The organism is Mesorhizobium sp. WSM4841 (assembly GCF_055811515.1).
The window spans coordinates 1-19,656 of the sequence record NZ_JBVVQC010000009.1; the positions used below are offsets into that span (position 1 = coordinate 1).

19 protein-coding genes and 1 tRNA gene are annotated in these 19,656 nt (G+C 59.9%); 11 read left to right on the forward strand and 9 right to left on the reverse strand.

All coding sequences use genetic code 11. The features are described 5' to 3' along the window. Nucleotides 1-228: 228 nt before the first annotated feature. Entirely contained in the window at nt 229-1,329 is a 1,101-nt protein-coding gene (locus AC0L14_RS12905) for a CobW family GTP-binding protein (protein ID WP_473749731.1), read from the reverse strand. Nucleotides 1,330-1,333: 4 nt separating this feature from the next. Beyond that, nucleotides 1,334-2,521 carry a D-alanyl-D-alanine carboxypeptidase family protein gene (locus AC0L14_RS12910; protein WP_473749732.1) on the reverse strand — a complete coding sequence of 396 codons (1,188 nt, stop codon included), beginning with the start codon at nt 2,519-2,521 and terminating at the stop codon, nt 1,334-1,336. A gap of 364 nt (nt 2,522-2,885) precedes the next feature. Between AC0L14_RS12910 and AC0L14_RS12915 the strand changes: the two genes are divergently transcribed. Then, complete coding sequence (locus AC0L14_RS12915) at nt 2,886-4,049, forward strand: M20 aminoacylase family protein (RefSeq protein ID WP_473749733.1); 1,164 nt, start codon at nt 2,886-2,888, stop codon at nt 4,047-4,049. A 338-nt stretch (nt 4,050-4,387) separates the two neighbouring features. Here the strand turns inward: AC0L14_RS12915 and AC0L14_RS12920 are convergent, their stop codons facing one another. Then, nucleotides 4,388-4,681 (reverse strand): hypothetical protein, encoded by a 294-nt coding sequence (locus tag AC0L14_RS12920; protein WP_473749734.1) that lies wholly within the window; start codon nt 4,679-4,681, stop codon nt 4,388-4,390. A 149-nt stretch (nt 4,682-4,830) separates the two neighbouring features. On the opposite strand from AC0L14_RS12920, the gene AC0L14_RS12925 reads away from it, so the two are divergent. From AC0L14_RS12925 to AC0L14_RS12935, 3 genes are all read left to right on the forward strand, one after another. After that, nucleotides 4,831-4,907, forward strand: a tRNA-Arg gene (locus AC0L14_RS12925). A 500-nt stretch (nt 4,908-5,407) separates the two neighbouring features. Beyond that, on the forward strand, nt 5,408-6,055 hold the full coding sequence (locus AC0L14_RS12930; protein WP_473749735.1) for a helix-turn-helix domain-containing protein: 648 nt from the start codon (nt 5,408-5,410) through the stop codon (nt 6,053-6,055). Continuing rightward, complete coding sequence (locus AC0L14_RS12935) at nt 6,048-7,286, forward strand: type II toxin-antitoxin system HipA family toxin (protein WP_473749736.1); 1,239 nt, start codon at nt 6,048-6,050, stop codon at nt 7,284-7,286. The genes AC0L14_RS12930 and AC0L14_RS12935 overlap by 8 nt, the downstream gene beginning before the upstream one ends. A gap of 594 nt (nt 7,287-7,880) precedes the next feature. Here the strand turns inward: AC0L14_RS12935 and AC0L14_RS12940 are convergent. Next, nucleotides 7,881-8,864 (reverse strand): SMI1/KNR4 family protein, encoded by a 984-nt coding sequence (locus tag AC0L14_RS12940; protein WP_473749895.1) that lies wholly within the window; start codon nt 8,862-8,864, stop codon nt 7,881-7,883. A gap of 329 nt (nt 8,865-9,193) precedes the next feature. On the opposite strand from AC0L14_RS12940, the gene AC0L14_RS12945 reads away from it, so the two are divergent. Beyond that, the gene (locus tag AC0L14_RS12945) at nt 9,194-9,730 is read left to right on the forward strand and encodes a DnaJ domain-containing protein (RefSeq protein ID WP_473636898.1); all 537 of its coding nucleotides are present in this window, start codon (nt 9,194-9,196) and stop codon (nt 9,728-9,730) included. Between the two features lie 234 nt (nt 9,731-9,964). Here AC0L14_RS12945 and AC0L14_RS12950 read toward each other — a convergent pair whose 3' ends face one another. The 3 genes from AC0L14_RS12950 to AC0L14_RS12960 are packed head-to-tail and all read right to left on the reverse strand — an operon-like array spanning nt 9,965 to nt 11,725. Further along, nucleotides 9,965-10,489, reverse strand: coding sequence for a prepilin peptidase (locus AC0L14_RS12950; protein ID WP_473749738.1), 525 nt, complete (start codon nt 10,487-10,489; stop codon nt 9,965-9,967). A gap of 9 nt (nt 10,490-10,498) precedes the next feature. Continuing rightward, nucleotides 10,499-11,038 carry a tetratricopeptide repeat protein gene (locus tag AC0L14_RS12955; protein WP_473749739.1) on the reverse strand — a complete coding sequence of 180 codons (540 nt, stop codon included), beginning with the start codon at nt 11,036-11,038 and terminating at the stop codon, nt 10,499-10,501. Between the two features lie 57 nt (nt 11,039-11,095). Then, nucleotides 11,096-11,725, reverse strand: coding sequence for a type II secretion system F family protein (locus tag AC0L14_RS12960; protein WP_473749740.1), 630 nt, complete (start codon nt 11,723-11,725; stop codon nt 11,096-11,098). A gap of 24 nt (nt 11,726-11,749) precedes the next feature. Here AC0L14_RS12960 and AC0L14_RS12965 point away from each other — a divergent pair, with 24 nt between their 5' ends. Continuing rightward, nucleotides 11,750-11,980: a hypothetical protein gene (locus AC0L14_RS12965; protein ID WP_473749742.1), complete on the forward strand. Its 231-nt coding sequence runs from the start codon at nt 11,750-11,752 to the stop codon at nt 11,978-11,980. A gap of 84 nt (nt 11,981-12,064) precedes the next feature. Here the strand turns inward: AC0L14_RS12965 and AC0L14_RS12970 are convergent, their stop codons facing one another. Beyond that, nucleotides 12,065-13,036 carry a type II secretion system F family protein gene (locus AC0L14_RS12970; protein ID WP_473749743.1) on the reverse strand — a complete coding sequence of 324 codons (972 nt, stop codon included), beginning with the start codon at nt 13,034-13,036 and terminating at the stop codon, nt 12,065-12,067. Then, complete coding sequence (locus AC0L14_RS12975; protein WP_473749745.1) at nt 13,036-14,427, reverse strand: CpaF family protein; 1,392 nt, start codon at nt 14,425-14,427, stop codon at nt 13,036-13,038. Before AC0L14_RS12975 ends, AC0L14_RS12970 begins: the two co-directional genes overlap by 1 nt. Before the next feature lie 523 nt (nt 14,428-14,950). On the opposite strand from AC0L14_RS12975, the gene AC0L14_RS12980 reads away from it, so the two are divergent. The 5 genes from AC0L14_RS12980 to AC0L14_RS13000 all read left to right on the forward strand — a co-directional run bounded on the left by AC0L14_RS12980 (nt 14,951) and on the right by AC0L14_RS13000 (nt 19,656). Next, complete coding sequence (locus tag AC0L14_RS12980) at nt 14,951-15,163, forward strand: Flp family type IVb pilin (protein WP_473749746.1); 213 nt, start codon at nt 14,951-14,953, stop codon at nt 15,161-15,163. 96 nt (nt 15,164-15,259) lie between these two features. Beyond that, the gene (cpaB, locus tag AC0L14_RS12985) at nt 15,260-16,300 is read left to right on the forward strand and encodes a Flp pilus assembly protein CpaB (RefSeq protein WP_473749747.1); all 1,041 of its coding nucleotides are present in this window, start codon (nt 15,260-15,262) and stop codon (nt 16,298-16,300) included. 44 nt (nt 16,301-16,344) lie between these two features. Then, a complete protein-coding gene (locus tag AC0L14_RS12990; protein WP_473749749.1) occupies nt 16,345-17,790 on the forward strand; it encodes a type II and III secretion system protein family protein in 1,446 nt (481 codons plus the stop codon). Next, the gene (locus AC0L14_RS12995; RefSeq protein WP_473622351.1) at nt 17,777-18,064 is read left to right on the forward strand and encodes a hypothetical protein; all 288 of its coding nucleotides are present in this window, start codon (nt 17,777-17,779) and stop codon (nt 18,062-18,064) included. Before AC0L14_RS12990 ends, AC0L14_RS12995 begins: the two co-directional genes overlap by 14 nt. Before the next feature lie 59 nt (nt 18,065-18,123). Next, nucleotides 18,124-19,656 carry a TadE/TadG family type IV pilus assembly protein gene (locus AC0L14_RS13000; protein WP_473749750.1) on the forward strand — a complete coding sequence of 511 codons (1,533 nt, stop codon included), beginning with the start codon at nt 18,124-18,126 and terminating at the stop codon, nt 19,654-19,656.

The window sequence follows — 19,656 nt, forward strand, 5'->3', positions numbered from 1 at the left end:
TGTGAACACGCCACTGGGCTTGGGGGGGGGGTACATCGTAGAGCCAAAGCCTCGGCCCTGCGATAGCCCCCCTTGAGGGGAAGATGCCAAGTTTTGGCAAAGAGGGCAGACCAGAGGGGGTTGCCGCGCGTGAAGCGCCAACCTTTTCTTTCGTCCTACTGGGCGTCGCACCAGCCGAGGCGACCCCCTCTGTCGCCTTCGGCGACATCTCCCCGGAGATCAGCCGCTTCACCGCCCGGCGATGGCCAGCGGGTTGTTTTCCAGCGCTGCGCGGTCCGGTGTGTCGATCGATGGCCGGTTGGTGAAGGCGGCAAACAGCCGGCGGACGTAATCTTCCGGCATGTCGAGCGTGATCAGCACCAGCCTTGTGCCGCGTTGACCGTCCGGCCAGGACGGCAGCCGCGCCGGCGGATGCAGGATCTTCTGGACGCCGTGGACGACCAGCGGCCGTGATGGGTCTTCCAGCAATTCGATGACGCCCTTCATGCGCAGCAGGCGCTCGCCATGCGCCGATCGCAACAGGTCGAGGAACATCTCGATCGCCGAAAACGGCACCGGCCCGTCATGAACCAGCGAGTAGGCGCGCACGCGGGAATCGTGCCGATGATCGTGCTCATGGTCGCCGTGGTCATGATCGCCATGGTGATCATGGGCGGCTTCCTCGCCCAGCCAGCGCCGCACGTCGGCGGACTTGGTGGCCGGGTTGTAGAGGCCGCAATCGAACAGCGCCGCTACGTCGGTCCTTCTGTCACCCGCATCGAGCAGCTCGGCACCCGGATTGATCTGCCGCAGCCGGGCGCGCAGGGCCTCGACGTCGCGCGGATCGGTGGCGAGATCGGCTTTCGTCAGCACGATGCGGTCGGCGACTGCCACCTGCTTCACCGCCTCGACATGGGCGTTGAGCGTCGCATTGCCGTTGACCGCGTCGACCAGCGTGATGACGCCGTCGAGCCGGAAGGCATGGACCAGCGCCGGATGCGCCATGATCGACTGCAGCACCGGCGCCGGATCGGCGAGGCCGGTGGTTTCGATGACGACACGGGCAAGCCGGGCGATGCGGCCGGTCTGCAGCCGGTCGACGAGATCGGCCAGCGTGTCGACCAGTTCGCCGCGCACCGTGCAGCAGAGACAGCCGTCGGAAAGCTGGATGATGCCGTCGGAGGCCTGTTCGACCAGGAGATGGTCGATCGCCACCTCGCCGAACTCGTTGATGATGACCGCGGTGTCGGCAAGCGCGGGATCCCTGAGCAGCCGGTTGAGCAGCGTCGTCTTGCCGGCGCCGAGAAAACCGGTCAGCACCGAGACGGCGATGGGAAAGCCGCTGCTCATCAGGCTAGTTCACGGCCTTGGCGGGCTCCCGGGCCGCGGTGGCGGAACCGATCACTGCCGGCTCGGCGCCGGGCGGCGGCGGCAGGTCGGGCCGCCAGTTCGGCAGCGGCACGTCTGCATATTCCTGGCCCGATGCATCGAGCATCGCCTTCGGCTTCGGCCCGGTGGCGCCGCCAAGGCCGACGGCGACCAATGTCGGCACATGGTCGAGCTTTTTCCGATAAGGAGATTTTGGCGCATTCTTGTCGCCGACGGGGACAGCTTCCGACTGCTCCTTAGCCGGCTTCTTCCTGCAAATCTCGTCATTCAGGTTGTTGACCGATGTGGTGTCGCCATAGGAAGGCAGCGCCGCCACCGTCAACCAGCCTGGTGTCGGCGTGGCAAAGCCGTGGTCGAGCAGCCTGGCGACGGTCTCGGCGCGGGTGACGGCCGACTTCTCGCCAAGCACCACCGCCACCAGCGTGCGCCCGTCGCGTGTTGCCGAGCCGATCATGTTGAAGCCCGAGGGACAGACGAAACCGGTCTTCATGCCGTCGGCGCCGGGATAGCGGCCGATCAGGAGATTGTAGTTCGCGATCTGCTTCTTGCCGACGGCCAGGCCCTCGATTGAGAACCATGGCGCATATTGCGGAAATTCCGTGCGGATCGCCATCACCAGCAAGCCGAGATCGCGCGCCGTCGTATACTGGTCCGGCGAAAACAGCCCGTTCGGGTTGACGAAATGCGTTCCGGTCATGCCGAGCCGGCGCGCCTCGGTGTTCATGCGTTCGGCGAAAGCGGCCTGCGAACCGCCGATGTTCTCGCCGACGGCCATGGCGACGTCGTTGGCCGATTTGACCAGCATCATCTTCAGCGCGTTGTCGAGCCGCATGACCGAGCCCGGCTTGAAGCCCATCTTGCTCGGCGGCTCGCCGGCGGAACGCTTCGTGACCTTGATCGGCGAATCGAGCTGGGCCTCGCCCGCGGCAATCGCACGAAATGCCACATAGGCGGTCATCAGCTTGGTCAGCGAGGCAGGATACCAGCGCTTGAAAGCCTCCTGGTGCTGGAGGATCTTGCCATTCCCCAGGTCGAACACGATCGTCGGATTGGCGAGAGCCGGTCCGGCCAGCACCGGAAGCGCCACGGCGCCCGCCAGCAATAATGCATGTCGCGCAAAAGTGTGCAGCGGTTTTGCGATAACGACATGCATAAAACAACGTGCATGTCGCGCAAAAGTGTGCAGCGGTTTTGCGATAACGACATGCATAAAGACAACAACGCTAAAGCGCGTCGCCCGGTCAAACGCGACGCGCCTTAGTTTGAGGAAATGCCTGTATCGCATGGTGGAATCCGAAATCGCCTCTTGCCGCAGTCGCCTCTGGCTCCGTAAGATTTGTTACGCGATCGCCAGCATGGTGATCCGGCCCCTATCCGGATCGCAATCTTGCGGTGCTATTTAGCCTATGTGACGTCAACATGGCAAAGTGCCTGAATGACAATTGTAAAACAGCAGGCACAATTTGCAAAGCAGCAGGCAGAGGCCCGTCTGCTCCAACAGCGAGATGGAAACCATCATGCCGATCCTGAACCGCGCCGCCGAAATGCAAGACGAGGTCGCCGGCTGGCGCCGCCATCTGCACCAGACGCCGGAGTTGAATTTCGACGTCTTCAAGACCGCCGCCTTCGTCACCGACAAGCTGAAGGCCTTCGGTTGCGACGACGTGGTGACCGGCCTCGGCAAGACCGGCGTCGTCGGCATCATCCGCGGCCGCCTGGGCGAAGGCACGAGCATCGGTCTGCGCGCCGACATGGACGCGCTGCCGCTCAACGAGATCACTGGAAAACCATACGCCTCGACCATTCCGGGCAAGATGCACGCCTGCGGCCATGACGGCCACACCGCGATGCTGCTCGGTGCTGCCAAATATCTTGCCGAGACGCGCAATTTCGCCGGTTCCGTCGCAGTGATCTTCCAGCCGGCCGAAGAAGGCGGCGGTGGCGGCAACGAGATGGTCAAGGACGGCATGATGGAGCGCTTCGGCATCTCCAAGGTGTTCGGCATGCACAACATGCCGGGCCTGCCGGTCGGGCAATTCGCCATCAAGCCGGGCCCGATCATGGCGGCGACCGCCGAATTCACCATCACCGTCAAGGGCCGGGGCGGGCATGCGGCGATGCCGCACGGCACGATCGACCCGATCGTCATCACCAGCCAGCTCGTCGGCGCTCTGCAGACGATCGCCTCGCGCAGCACCGATCCGGTCGAGGCTGTCGTGGTGTCGGTGACGAAGTTCCACGCCGGCGACGCCTACAACGTCATTCCCGAGAGCGCCGAGATCGCCGGCACCGTGCGCACGCTGAAGGGGGAGGTCGCCAGGAAGGCAGAGCAGCGTGTGCGCGCCATCTGCGAGGGCGTGGGCGCGGCCTTCGGCGCAACGATCGAGGTCGACTACAACGCCAATTATCCCGTCACCTTCAACCATCCGGAGGAGACGGCCTTTGCCAGCGACGTCGCGGCTGATGTCGCCGGCGAGGCCCATGTGCACCGCGCCATCCAGCCGGTGATGGGCGGCGAGGATTTCTCCTATATGCTGGAGGCGCGGCCCGGCGCCTTCATCTTCATCGGCAATGGCGACACCGCCGGTCTCCACAATCCGGCTTACGACTTCAACGACGAGGTCATCCCGCACGGCATGAGCTATTGGGTGAAGCTCGCGGAGACGGCGCTGGCCGCCTGATGCATACAAAGCCTACTCTCGGGCTTGTCCCCATATAGGGTAGGGCAATCGCATATGAGAACTGCCCCCTCATCCGGCCGCGGAGCCTGTCCTCGGGCTTGCCGGAGGCAAGACCCGTGGGCGGCCACCTTCTCCCCGCCGGGGAGAAGAGAGAAGCGTCAGCGCTGGCTCCTCTCCCCTTGGGGAGAGGTCGGATTGTCCCGAATTGCCCTTCGCAATTCGGTTGGCAATCCGGGTGAGGGGGTACTTACCAATATGCGATAGCCCTGCCGTGTAGAGGGGAGCTGCAACCGGTGGGAAGAAGCTATGCGAAAAATCAATCGATGGTGCCTGGACCGCTATGGTCCGCTCTTCGGGTCGTCGACCTCCAGCGTCTCCATGACGGGCGCCGGATCACTCTCTTCGGCCGCAGCCTGCGGCTTTGCGCCTGCCCTGGCCTTGCTCAGGGCTTCCGCAATAGCCTCTTCAATGTCGCCGATCTCGTCTTCGCGCACCTCGTGACCATAGCCGGCCGCGTCGGCATCTTGTTCGAATTGCTGAGCCAGGACCGCCACGCTCACCTCGCTTTCAGCGGGCAGGTCGCCGACGTTCTCCTGGAGCCAGGTTTCAAAGAACTCTTTCGTAGCGCTCATGCGGCATCTCCTTCGGCACACTAAAGCGCGGCGGTGATCCGAAGTTCCGCTATCCCCAGTCCATCTTTGCGATCCACTCGCAACCGGCCGATTGCATCGAGCCTGCCTCTTGGCGAAACGGTCCGAAGCGGTTATGTGTCGGGCCGCGTGGTCCCGTAGCTCAGTAGGATAGAGCGGCAGATTCCTAATCTGTAGGTCACAGGTTCGATTCCTGTCGGGATCACCACGCTTTTCAATTACTTGGCGAGCAATCGCCGTACTTTTTTGCCAATTAAAGCATGTCGCGCAGAAGTGTGCAGCGGTTTTGCGATAACGACATGCATAAACAGCAACCTAAAGCGCGCCGCATGAGGCCGGTCGAACGCGACGCGCTTTAGTACGGCGTTTTCTACACGAATATCGCGCCAATCCGCAGCAGTCGGCGCCGTGGAACGGAGAGGCGGGCTCGGTGGTCGAGGTTCGGTCAAAAAACAGGGGGGCGCCTGCCGATGCGGACATGCGAGATTTACAAACCCGCAGCGCGCCAGGACGGTTGAGTCGCGTCTTGCAGCGAGAATGATTTCCCGTTGCAATAGGCCATCGCCGGCTTCGGCTTGATGACATGCCATCGCATATCATGGCAAGACTTTGATATATATTAACATATCAACGCACAGATTGTGGCTCTTGAAATTTGATATGCTATCATGTATCATCACAAGACATGATATATAGAAGCATATCGAAATGCGCTACGAAATAGACGATATCGTTACAGCACTTAAGTCCGCGCGCGAGGCAAGAGCCTTGAGCCAGCGCGACCTCGGCGCGCGCGCAGGGGTGCCTCAAAGTCATATCTCGAAAATCGAAAGCGGCAAGGTCGATCTGCAACTCTCCAGCCTCATTCAGCTGGCGCGGCTCCTCGACCTTGAAGTGAAGCTCGTGCCGAAGAAGGCGCTCCCCGCAGTGGACAGTGTCGTGCGGTCGACCGCGCCCCAAGCGACTAGCAAAGAAACCGCGAACGCCTTGAAAAAACTACGGCAGGCTGAGACCGTAACGGAGACGCTGCGCGCAGCTCTACCCGATGACTCGGAATTGCATCGCGCGTCGACGATCCTGAGGGAGCTCCGCAGCATCCCCATTCAATTTCACTTGCTCGATTTCCAAGCGCTCAACAAGGCGCTCAAGCCTTTCGCCGAGTTGCAGCGCACCTTAGCGCAGAGCAAAGCGCTAGAGGAGGATATACGCAGAATCACTGCGGCTCCTGAGGCGTTCGACAAGCTCCGCGAGGCAACGGCATCGCTGCAGGCATTGCGCTATCGCCTCGTTCACGCGGTCAATGTAACGGCAGCCGGACCGAAACCGGCCTATGATCTGGAGGACGACGATGCCTGATGTGTCCGTCCTCGATGTCGCCCTGTATGGAAACAAGATCGGCACGCTCACGCTCTTGCAAGGGGACCGCTCGCTCTTTGCATTCACCCAAGAATACATCGACGATGGGCGGCGGCTGACCTTAAGTCTCTCCTTCAAGGACGATCACGGTGCGCTCATCACCGAGCACCCAGCCACGCATATGCGGGTATCGCCATTCTTCTCAAACCTGTTGCCGGAAGGTCCATTGCGCAAGTACTTGGCGGAGCGGGCCGGCGTGAAGGAGGTGCGCGAGTTTTTCTTGCTGTGGGTGCTGGGGAGCGATCTACCCGGCGCGGTGACCATCACGCCGGCGAACGGCGAAGCGTGGCCGTCCGCCGGCGAAGCCGCCGGCGCCGACGGCAAACAAAAGGAAAAGGCACTGCGGTTTTCGCTCGCCGGCGTGCAGCTTAAATTCTCCGCCATCAGAAACAAAGGCAAGAACAGCGGTCTCGTCATTCCGGCCAAGGGGGTCGGCGGCTCCTGGATTGTCAAACTCCCGGCTGAGCGGTTTGACGGTGTCCCCGAGAACGAATTCTCGATGATGACGATCGCCTCTCGCATCGGCATCAATGTTCCTGAAATCGACTTGGTCGACGTCGACTCTCTGGAAGGCCTTCCCGAGGGGCTAGGGCGGTTGCGCGGCGACAAGGCTTTCGCCATTCGTCGTTTCGATCGTGACGGCGAAGATCTCGTCCACATAGAAGACTTCGCGCAGGTCTTTCGCCGCTATCCCGACCAGAAGTACGAAGCTGCGAGCTACCGCAACATCGCCACCGTCCTCGGGATCGAAACCAACGAGGAGAGCATCGCCGAATTCATCCGGCGGTTGGTTTATTGCACACTGATCGGCAATGCCGACATGCACCTCAAAAACTGGTCGCTGATCTATTACGATCGCAGGACGCCTGCAATTTCTCCGGCCTACGATCTCATATCGACCATCCCCTACATTCCCGATGAAACGGCAGCGCTGAAATTCGCGCGTACGAACAAGGTCAGCGAATTCAACGAAGACGAGCTCCGCTACCTCGCAGCAAAAGCACGCCTGCCTGAGAAGCTTGTTCTCGACAGCGCCCAGGAAACCGTCCAGCGCTTCCTCGACGTGTGGAGCGCCGAGAAGAACAACCTATGGCTCAGCAAAGACGTCATCGACGCGATCGATCGCAACATCGCGATCGTTCCGCTCGTCAAGAAGAGCTCCGTCGAGTAGCGTAATCAGCTGCAGAGTTCTGCCTGGCGCTTAGCTAGTCATGGACAGCTTCGTTCGACATTAGGCTGCCACCGACACTGTCCAGTGATCGAAACAGACCAGACCGCAACAGGTCTATTCAGTGGCAAAAATACAACAGCCTGCGCGCGTCTTTGATGAATACACAGACCGCGATTCAATCTTTCCGGTTATATTAGTTCCAGAAATACACGGTGCGGGCAACAAAACCGGCATCGTCAACGTTGCAGGTCAATGAAGCTCCGCACCGAAAACGAAGCCACTGGCTACATGGGAAGGCCGGTCCTTAGCCGGTCCATGAGGGCGAAGCGCTTGCGAAGGCCATATTGAGACGGTCAAACCGGCTTAACCCGATGAACGCCGACGGCACGCCTAGAGCCGAAGCCACCGATTTTAAGTTTTTGGAGCGCCACATCGCCCTTTGAGAATTGCGATCTCGGTTTCGTGGTCGCCGCAATGAAGGATTACATTCCTCGTCTCGATCTCACTGGCAAGGGCTAATACCAAGTTGCAACCCTGCAGAGTCACGATGCCATGCCTATCCCGCTTCGCAGTGCGTCACCGAAATACGTGCCGTCATAGGAAGGGGCCAGGTACGCCCAGAAGGCTTCGTGCGCCTTCGTGGAAGTCGTTTGATGGGGGGGCTTTCAATCGGAACCGGCGCAGCACTGGCTCTTCCGCCGCTTCCAATCTGAAATTGCCGCTTTCCAGCAGACCGGCGATCCACTCGAGGAACTTGCCAAGGGATTCCGCAAGCACCGCCTTCACGTCTTCGTCGCGCCCAAAGAGGATGACCTGGCCGACGCGACCGCTGGGCCAGGGATCGAAATCGAGACCGATATGATTGCCTGAACCATCATGGGTCAGCGGTATCCAGCGCGGATTGATATAGGCCGGGTCAACCGCGTGTTCAGGCCACGCCCCTCCGGGAATTTCATAGCGATTGCCGCCGAAATCGGCGAGCACATCGACCCAGGCTTTCCATTGCGCCCCTGCCTGATGCAGCGGCAGCAGCGGATGCCCATAGATATGGCCCCTACGGTCGTCGTTTTCGCCGTCGTGCCATCGGTATAGGTCGCGATAGGCGCGCGGCATCTTGAGGCCGATCAGGCGCTCGAACGCATCCAGTTGCGCGTCCGTGGCCGGCGGATTGAACACATATTTGTCTGGCGGCAGATGGGCAGCATACCAGGCATCAAGGCGCGCAAGCACCGGCGCGATATCTTCCTCCAGCAACGGCTTCGCCTGTCCCGGCGGCCGTTTGGGACGGCTGGTTTCGGCCATGGGGGATTTTGTCCTGATTTGCCGCATTGCGCACATGGTAGGAAGCAGCCCCGCAAGGCTCAGGGCTCCGAAGATAGACGCACCGATCAGCACATTGCGCCTGCTCCGATCCATCACGGACATTCCGGCGCGATTGATCGGCGCCGCCACACAAGCCCTGAAGGCATCGCAGGTCTCGGCCCGAATTCGTTTGCCGCCATTCAGACGAAGTCCGAGTCTGGCGGGTAACGGTTGTCCATGATTACCTTCATAGCAGACACTTATACCAGAGATCACCAATAGCGACTCATAGCGAGGGCAGGTTCGAGCCTTGGAAGACGATCCGTCAATCGAAATCGGATCGGTGCACGAGGACTACCAGGCGGGCATCAGTGATCCCAACTGGAGAGAATGATCGCCGACGTATATCGGCGGATGACCGGAATGAGGGCAGCCCTTTGCAGGGGCGAAGCTTGCGCGCTAGTATCTGCAAAACGGGAGGGGGACTAATGCCACGAATTGAGCGAGTAGAAACCGCAAGCGCGGATTTCTGGCTATGACCGCAAGACACTCCGGCGACGTTCTCTCGACTGTGTGCGCAATAGCGATGTTGTGGGAGCAGCACTTTGTTCATTGACTACTACGAACTCCTGGAAATCAGCCCGAACGCCAACTCGGAAACGATAGAACGGGTATTTCGTTATTTTGCTATGCGCTACCATCCCGACAATCAGGATACCGGCGATGCATCACGCTTCAGTGAAATCGCGGAGGCCCATAATACTCTCAAAGATCCGGTCAAACGCGTGCAGTACGACATTCAGTATAAAGACCATTTGAAACTTCGCCTCGAGTTGATTGAGGAAGTCAGCAACACTAAAGGAATCGAACGGGACGGCGTCATTCAGGCGAAACTGCTCTCGCTACTTTATGTCAAACGCCGACAAGACGTCAACAATCCTGGCATTGGCGATGAAGAACTCGAACGCATGTCGGGCTGTCCGCGTGAACATCTGGAGTTTCATCTCTGGTATCTAAAAGCAAAAGGCTGGATAGGAAGGGTCGAAAACGGGATGTTCGCGATTACGGTAGAAGGCATCGATCGCGCCAATACCGAACATCGTCGTGACACCTCCACCAGACTACTGAATCATACAGGCTGACGAGTGGAAGCTCGCGTGCCAGTGCCCCTTTGATTAGCCCTTGGGAGCCCCACCAGCGCGGTCAAGTGCCATATTTATGCCCCTTGGGAAAACTCATTCAACAAGATCGTCGTTCCCTAACGGTTAACGTGAAACGGTGTCTGGTGACCTCAGCACTGGCCGTCTGACGCGAGCCGCTTGAGAACATAGACGCCCGAGATGTACAGCCAAGCAGTTGCGGCAATTCCTGTCTGGTCAGATCGCCGGACCGGGATGGGGCATCAAGGTGACGTAGACCTGAAACACTATCGTGCAGATCGCTGCGAGCGAGATCGGCACGCCAAACGGCACAACGCCTTTGCGGTCCAGGTGCTGAACGTAGAGGCGGAAGACGCCCGCGGGCAGCATAAACGGGTTTTTGACGAGCATCGCCGTGGCGAGCGCGAAAACCAGCAGCAGCACTGAAAATACGACGAGGCCGCTGCCGCCGATCAGCAACGGCACCACCGCCATCAGCTTGACGTCGCCGGCCCCGATCTTGCGCAGGGCCCAGAACGGAAACAGCGCAACAAACAGCAAAAGACCGGCAAGCGCGCTCAGGCCCATGTCCCACCACGACCCGGATTGCACCGACAGGAGCTGCAGCGAGCCCAAACCCAGGCAAAGCAGCAGCAGCACATTCTGGTTGGATATTTTCTGGGTGGTGAAGTCGAGCCAGGCGATCCTTGCCAGCAAAGGAATGGCTAGTCCCTTCAGCAGCAGCGATGCGGCGAGCAACATGCGATCGCCTTACCGCTCGAGATTCTTCACGCTGGACGACAGGAGCTGCAGATTGTTGGCCACGGTCGGATCGTTGGGCGCCAGCTCATAAGCCTTGAGGAAATTGCTGCGTGCGTCCTGCAGCTTGCCGCGCAGCAGATAGGAATAGCCGACATTGTTGTAATATTCGGGCGTCCCGCCGACCAGCCGGAAGGCCTGGCGATAGGCGTGGTCGGAGAGGTCGAAGCGGCGGATGCGATCGCTGCAGGCGGCCAGACCCATCCAGGCACCACCATCATTGGGCGCCAGTTGCGTCGCCTTGTAGAACAGGGCTCCGGCATTGCCGTAGTTTTCCGCACGGAACTGGTTCTTGGCTTCGGCAACAGCCTGGTCCGAGGCGTAGTACTCGACGTCGCTGACCGTCTTCAGCCCGTCGAAGGCATCGCCAAAGGCTGTCACGTCACCTTTCGAGGGCTCGTTGGTGCGGATTACGCCGCTATCAGCCGTCTGACAGCCGGAAAGCACAAGCAGCAAACCGGCTACGGCTGCGAGGCGCATTGGCCCAGTCATTTCGTCCCCCAAAAGAATTCTCTCCGACTCTGTATTTCGACCAAAGCACAGACGTGCCTAGAAGAAAACACCCCTCATTCGAACAATAATCGGTAACAGCACAATCATCAGGACAACCGGAAAGACGCAGACCCCCAACGGGATCATCATTTTGACCGGCAATGCGTTGCCGCGCTCTTCAGCGCGAAGAATTCTCTTGCCGCGCATTTCATCGCTGTAAACGCGCAGCGCGTCCGTCAGGCTGGTGCCAAGTTCTTCCGATTGCCGGAACAATATCGACAGTGCCCGCGCCTCCTCTAGCCCAAGACGATCGGAGAGATCTCGAAGACCCTCGCGCAGCGGCTTGCCGGCGCGCAGTTGCAGATTCATGATCGCTAGCTGGATGCCGAGCCATTTGTGGGTACCGGCCAATTCCTGGCTGACGCGCTCCACCGCCGCCTCAAGACTCATGCCGGCGTCGGCACAGGTGATCATCATGTCCATGAAATCGGGAAAGCCGCGACGATAAGTTTCCTTCTGCGCATTCTCGAAGCGATCGAGGGCGACGCTCGGAATGACGAGGCAAGCAAGGCCAAACAAAGCAGCAGCTGCGAATGTCAGGAACCCTGGGATTTGCGGCGGCACCACTGCAACCAACCCCGTGTATGATCCGAGAAAGCCGACAGCGACAGCGCCGAAGCGCGACAACGTATACATCAGAGGCGCGCTTGCTTGATAGAACCCTGCGCGAAAGAGCTTTGCCTCAAGGGCATTCGGCTCGCCTCGTTCTTTTTCGACCGATCGGAAATAGGCGTCGACCGGGCGCTGTGCCGCAATCTTGGCAAGCTGTTCCTGCCCAGCAAGCGACCGGCGGTCGGTAATCCCCTCGGAACGCAAGCTTTGCGCCACCAGTTTGCGGGTCTGAAGGGCAGGCCTGAAGACAAGGGCTCCGAACAGGAATAGCGCCATCGCCGCCAGGAAAACGGCGATGGAGACCAAAAGGCCCAAATCTTGCGTGTTCGAAAACAGGTCTATGTCACGCCCCCGTCAGAAATCGAAGTTGACCATACGATACATGATGAAATCACCCAGCAACGCCCACAGTCCGAAGATCAGGAATACGGGCATGACGAGTGGGCTGTTCCATATGTCGCCGTAATAGCTCGGTGCAATGACCATAAGCAGACCGAACATGACGAGCGGAAACAAGGAAATGATCCATGCCGACATCCGGCCTTCGGCCGAGAGCGCCCGGATTTTCATTCGCAATTTCTCCCTCTCGCGCAGCACCGATGAGAGGTTCGACAGGATCTCAGTGAGGTTTCCGCCTGTCTTGGCCTGGATCGAGAGCGATACCGAAAGCAGATGGAGACCTTCAAACCCTACACGTTGCGACAGTTTCCGCACTGCTTGTTCAATACTGAGACCAAAGGTGATTTCGTCTGAAACAATGCCGAATTCGGTGCCGAGCGGGTCAGGCATTTCACGGGCGACGAGGGCGATAGCGACTGTCGTCGGATGACCGGCGCGCAGCGAACGCACGATCATGTCGAGCGCATCGGGAAGCTGGGCAGCGAATTTCAGGATACGCTTCTTGCGTGCGCGTCGAAGGACGAGAAGCGGCAGCGCAAATCCCACCAGCAGGAAAGCGATCAGCGCCGCTGCGCTGGAAAAGCCAAAAAGCAATCGCAGCACCAGCCCGAGCACCAGCCCGCCAAGAAGGAACATTGCGCCGAAAGCCAGCGGATTGCCGGTAATGCCGGATTGTGTGTAGAGCCGGTTCAAGGCGACCATGCCAAAGATGTAATCGCCCGAATCCGTCAGCCCACGTTCGCGGAGCAAGCCTTGAAGGGTCTTTTCGGCAGGTGCCTCCTCCGCCAGGCGCGCGAGACGACGGTTGATCGTGCCAGCTCGAACGCGCCGCGCCGCGTAAGACACATAGAGGGATTCGGCGGCAAGGATCATCGATGCGGCTGCAAGTACATAGATAAAGTAAAGCAACGTCTGGCCGGTCGGCATCAGAGCGGCACCTGCGGATTGAAGGCATCCTTGGCGAAGTGGTGGCCGAGCGTCGCCGCTTCCTGGGCAAAGCGCGGACGGACGCCGGTGGCGCGAAATTCTCCTATGATCTTACCTTCCGCAGTCGAATCCCGGCGAACGAAATGATAGATTTCCTGGAGTTGGACCACGTTGCCTTCCATACCGGTGAGCTCCGATATCGAGACGACCCGCCTCCCACCGTCTGAAAGGCGCTGTGTCTGCACGATGATGTCGATGGCCGACGCGATCTGCGCCCGAATGGACTCATGGGTCATCGGCATGCCGGCCATGCCGACCATCTGTTCCAGCCGCGATATTGCATCGCGCGGCGTGTTGGCATGGATGGTGGTCATCGAGCCTTCGTGGCCGGTGTTCATGGCTTGCAGCATATCGAAGGCCTCCTCGCCACGCACCTCGCCGACGATGATGCGATCGGGCCGCATGCGCAGCGCGTTCTTCAGCAATTCGCGCTGACGAACCTCGCCCTTGCCCTCGACATTGGGCGGACGCGTCTCCAGCCGGCCGACATGCGGCTGCTGCAACTGCAGTTCCGCCGCGTCCTCGATGGTGATCAGGCGCTCCTTGGCCGGGATGTAGCTCGACAGCGCGTTGAGCAAGGTCGTCTTGCCGCTGCCGGTGCCGCCCGAAACCAGGATCGACTTGCGTGCCTGCACGGCAATGCGCATCAGGTCGATCATCGGCTGGCGAATCGAATTGAACGCCATCAGGCGCTCGAGCGAATAAGGATTCTTGGAGAATTTGCGGATCGACACCAGCGGTCCATCGACCGAGATCGGCCGCACCGCGATGTTGACGCGCGAGCCGTCTTCCAGCCGCGCATCCACCATCGGCGCCGATTCATCGACGCGTCGGCCGATCGCCGAGACGATCTTGTTGATGACACGCAGCAGATGCGCCTCGTCGCGGAAACGGATCGATGTCTCCTCGAGCACGCCGCGCCGCTCGATGAAAACACGGTTGTGGGTGTTGATCAGGATGTCAGCAATCGAGTCATCCTTGAGAAGCGGTTCGATCGGCCCGAGCCCAAGCATCTCGTCGGCCGTGTCGCTGGTCAGTTGATCGAGTTCGCGGGCGTTCAGCGGCACGTTTCGACCACGGACGAATTCGCGCACGATCGGTCGGATCTCGTTGAGGATCTCGCCCTTGGACGCTGTTTCGAGGACGGCGAGGTTGAAGCGGTCGATCAGGTGACGATGGAGATCGACCTTGAGTGTCAGGAAATCGTCGCCATGCGGCGCTAGATCGGAGGCTGGGGAAAGCGTAGGGACGACAGGCGACACCGCCGCTATCGGATGGAGCGTTGGCTCGACCCGCGGCTCGCTTGATCCCTTGATGAATCGCCCCAGCATGACGCTTCTCCCCTTTGAAATCCCCACCGCGAAACTAAGCGTTAACCACGCTTGGCACAAGCGCCAGCCGCACCATGCAACTTAATACTTCAGACATAGTTAAAATCAAGGATAAGAAAACGCGACGTTTATTTGGTCAGTGGCGCTGTCCTAATGGAACACGAGCACTCGCCTTTCAATGCCAGATGCTTTTTTGTCACAAAGGCGCCATGAACCCACGCAAATCCTTAAGATATAAAGGAATATGCACTGCCGCTAATGCTGCCCCACTTCTGCCATACCCACGGCCAAATTGTGAACGAATGGTTAAGATGGGTTGAAAAACGAGCCGAATCAATGTTTTGGTCTGCCTGAGATCGGCAATATTCTTGCCAAATCATGTATAGGAAAGTTAAGCAATCCTTAATCCCGTTTGACTCTGATTTTCGTCGGGACTTAGATCGAGATGACGGGGGATGCTTGGGTATGGATTTCATCCTTGGCTCGTCTCGTCGGGTTCAAACCTCCAAAGGGAGAAATTGGCATGAAGAAGCTCATGACGATGGCCCGGCAGTTCCGCGACGACGATAACGGCGCTGCCATGGTCGAATATTCCATCCTGGTCGGCATTATCGCCGGCGCCGCGATTCTCATCATCGTCGGCATCGGACTGTGGGTGAACGGCCGGTTTACTGATCTCTGCACCGATCTGCAGGCCAGCGGCATTGGTAGCTGCTCAAGCGGCGCCGGCGGCTGATCAATACTTGATCTTCAGGCCCGGATTTATTCGATCCGGGCCTGAATCCAATCGCGGCGGGCGAATTCCCGCATTATGGGCTTGGGGCTTGGGTCAATGCGCGCCAACACACTTATCATGATCATCCTCGCCGGCGTGTTCGGCGTGCTTGCGGTGGTTCTCGTCAATATCTGGCTGGCCAGTCAGCGCAGCGCCATGGCGCGGACGAGTGACGTCCAACGCGATACGGTCGTTGTGGCTGCCGTCGCGCTGAAATTCGGCGACACTCTCACCGCCGACAAGCTGCGCGAAATCGCCTGGCCAGCGGGTGCGGTTCCAGCCGGCGCCTTCAAGACGACCAAAGAAGCCCTGGCCGGCGACGGCACCAGGCAGGCGCTGCAAGCGATCGGCACCAATGAGCCTCTTTTAGCTACCAAGATCACCGGCCCCGGCCAGCGCGCCACGCTTTCTGCAGTGCTCGGCGAAGGCATGAAAGCCGTTTCTATCAGGGTCAACGACGTGCTTGGCGTCGCCGGATTTGTCTTTCCCGGCGACCGGGTCGACGTGCTGCTGACGCGCACGGTGCGCGGCGATGGTGGCCCGGACAAGAGTTTTGTCGACGTGCTGCTGCAGAGCATGAAGGTGCTCGCCGTCGACCAGGTCGCCGACGAAAGCAAGGAAAGCCCGACGGTGGTGAAGTCCGTCACACTTGAAGCCAGCACCAGGGACGCGCAGAAGCTTACGCTTGCCGCCGGCGCCGGCCAGCTCTCACTGGCGCTTCGCCAGGCCGCCGCCAGCAGCGGCGAGACGACCGAACGCGTGACGCTGTCGGACTTGACCGGCGACACGCCCGCCGATGTTGCCGCCAGGCAGGCCGAACTCGCCAAGCAGGCAGCAGCCGAGGCTGAGGCCGCGGCCGAGCGCAAGCGCGCGGACGACAAGATCAATGGGCTCACCCAGGCCGTGGAGAAGGTGGGAAGCAGGCTCGACCTGTTGAGCAAGGCAAAACCTGCCCCCGCAGTGGCCTCAGCGCCCCAGGTGCAAGAAGTGGTTAAGGAAGTGATCAAATTTGTGCAGCCGGAGCCGCCGGCGCGTGCGACAATCGGCGTGTTTAGGGGTGTGAAGCTCGAATCCTACGACGTGCCGCGACAAAAATAACGCTAGGGTGTTGCCGAACGATTCGGCAAGAGGGGGTAGTCTAGATGCGTATGTTCCGGGGACCACTGGCGGCTGCCGCGCTGGCTTGTTCGGTGATGCTATTGCCGATCGATCTTGCTGCTCATGCAGCCGACCGCAGGATCGATGTATCGAACCCCAGCGTCCACCGTGTTTTCCTACCCATGTCGCAGTCGGTGACGATCCAGGTGAACGCCACGCTGGGCGACATCGTCGTCGGCGACGAGAAGATCGCCGACGCCCAGCCAATGACCGACCGGACGCTCTATGTCATCGGCAAGAGTGCCGGCACCACTACCGTCAACCTCTTTTCAGAAGACAAGCGTTCGCTCGGCGTGATCCAGATCGAGGTCGGCGTCGACGTGAGCGACATGGCGCAGGCGATCCGGCAGGTCGCTCCCACGGCGCGCATCGATATCGGTTCGATCAACGGCAAGGTCAGGCTTGGCGGCCATGTCAAGGACGGCGCCACGCTGGCGGCGATCATGGAGGTTGCCCAGCAATATGGCCCCGATGCGATCATAAACGCCGTGACCGTCGACGATAGCCAGCAAGTAAACCTCGAAGTGCGCGTGCTTGAGGCCAAGCGCAACGCCGGCCGCGATCTTGGCGTCTCAATCAGGAGCACCAACGGCAGCGGCACGACCCGCACCGCAACGGGCATAGCCGCCGTCGACGAGGACGGTGTGGTGCTGGGGCCGGGCAATCTGCTTACCGGCCTTCTTTCGAACACCAACCCATTCGCGGCGCTGATCACCCGCGTCATCGACAGCAACATCAAGGTCGACCTGATCATTGAGGCGCTCGAGGCCAAGGGCGTGGTGCGCACCCTTGCCGAACCCAACCTCACCACTCTTTCCGGTGAGCTGGCCAGCTTCAATGCCGGCGGCGAAGTGCCTATCCGCACCCTGAACGAGGATGGCGAGATCAGCATCGAGTACAAGCAGTTCGGCGTCAATCTGCTGTTCACGCCGGTCGTGCTCAACAACGACAAGATCAACATCAGGCTGGCGCCGGAAGTCAGCGACCTCACCGGTTTCACCGTCGCCGGCGACCCGATCTTCACCAACCGCAAGCTGTCTACCGTCGTCGAATTGCGCGACGGCCAGAGCTTCGCGGTCGGCGGGCTTTTGTCCAGCAAGAACACCAAGATCCAGAGGCAGGTGCCGTGGCTCGGCCAGGTGCCGATCGTCGGGACGCTGTTCCGGAATTCGAGCAACCAGAAGGAAGAAACCGAACTGGTCGTGATCGTGACGCCGCGTATCGTGCGACCGGTAAAGCCTGCCGAGCAACTGGCGACGCCGTTCGACAAGACGCGGCCCGCCAACGACCCGGAGTTCTTCATCCTCGGTCAGCTTGAAGTGACCAAGGACATGGTTCGCAAATATGAACTCGGCCAAGGCGTGGTCGGCCCCTATGGCCACATGCTCGACCTGAAATCAAAGGACAAGATGCTCTATGTCAAGAAATAGAACCTTGCTCCTGCTCTTGTGCGCCGGCGCGCTGACGGGCTGCGCCGCCGACTACCTGAACAATTACGAAACGGTGACACTGGCTGCCGGCGACACGCAGAAATACAATTCGCTGCTGCAGACCGTCGATCCGCTCAATCCGGCGTCGAAGAACACGGCGATCGAAGGCGACGGCGCGCGCGCTGCCGCTATTGCCCAGAGTTACAAATTTCCACCACCGCCACCGCCGCCGCCGGCCATCACGGTCAATGTCGGCAACACCGGGGTTGAATAGAAGGGTGCGGGTTCAGCGTCAGGCAACGCGACTGGCGTCAGGGGAGCTAAGAGAAGGCCATGCTGCGGATAGTTCGCGCGTTCTGGCACGATCAGAGGGGAATAGCGCTGATACTGGTCAGCATCATGCTGCCGGCAATCATCGGCTTTTCCCTGCTGGCGATCGACATGAGCCGGGTCAACAACTTACACAATGATTTGCAGAAGGGGGCCGACAGCTTTGCGCTAGCCGCGGCGGCGGAACTGGACGGAAGCAGCGGTTCCTGGGCACGAGCCGAACGCGCCATGGCGATGCTCATAGACAACGAAAGCAATTTCTCCACGGCAGGCAGGTTCATCCTGACCTCCGATCAGCCAGGAGGCTCACAACCCTGCAACAATGCTGGGAACATTTCCTGGTGCTTCCTCAAAGCGATCCCCGCCAGCGACGGGACCAGGATTACAAACGCCAATCTGGCCACCTATCGTGCAGATGCCAACCAGGCTGTCGGAGAGGCGGAAACGCGGTTCATCCAGGTGACGGTCGTTCCCCAAGGGTTTGCCGCGATCTTTCCCGCCTCGATTCTATCATCCGGCACCAGCAACTCTTGGACCATAGGTGCCGTCGCTGTCGCGGGGTTCACCTCCGGTGTGTGCGATTTTACACCGGTCTTCATGTGCAACCCCTATGAGATGGTGAACGGGACAAACAATGCCGGGGGTTATACGCTTGAGCAGGCCATTTCCGATCCGGCCGTGCGTCGCCGGCTGATCGAACTGAGGAAGGTCGGAAATGGCGCTGCGGCCGGCCCGGGCAACTTCGGCTTCCTCGAGCCTCCGCCAAACGTGGGAAATGGTGCCCAAGCACTGGCTCAGACGATCGCAACATCGACGCCAATCGGCTGCTACAATTCGGCGAACGTAACGACGAAGACCGGTCAGAATGCCGGCCCGGTGCAAGACGCCTTCAACGTTCGTTTCGGGATTGGAGCCAGCGGCAACCACTTCAACAGCCCAGAGTACGGTCCCGCCGCCAATGTCCGAAAAGGGGCGATACAGACCACCGGCAGCACTAATCAATGCCCTTCCATGAACAAACTTTCCTTCACCGAAGCTGGAACGATGGGCCTTCCGCGCGATGCGACAACCCCGTATCTGGGCGGCAGGATGGGCGATGGAGATTGGAACTTCTCCGGCTATTGGAGCACCAACTTCGGTTCAGCAACCTATCCATCGTCATGGGATACGACCAAGCCGACACGCTATGAGGTCTACCGTTACGAGATATCGGCAGGGTTGGTGGGCACCGCGTCGACCGGTGGAGAGATCGGAACGCCGCCGGCAGCTTGCCAACCGCCTGTCACGACAGTCGATCGTCGGTTGATTTATGGTGCTATCCTGAACTGCAATGCTCTCGAAGCTGCGGGCAACGGCCTGTCGGGCCACAGCACCAATCTGCCGGTCGAAGCCTTCGGCAGTTTCTTCCTCACTGAACCCGTACCGTCAGCATCGGAAGATGCGTCGGTGATGGTCGAACTGGTCGACGTAACCGGCGGTGCCGGCCAGGGTACGCTCGACAATTTCCTTCGCGACGAAGCTCAGCTTTATCGGTGA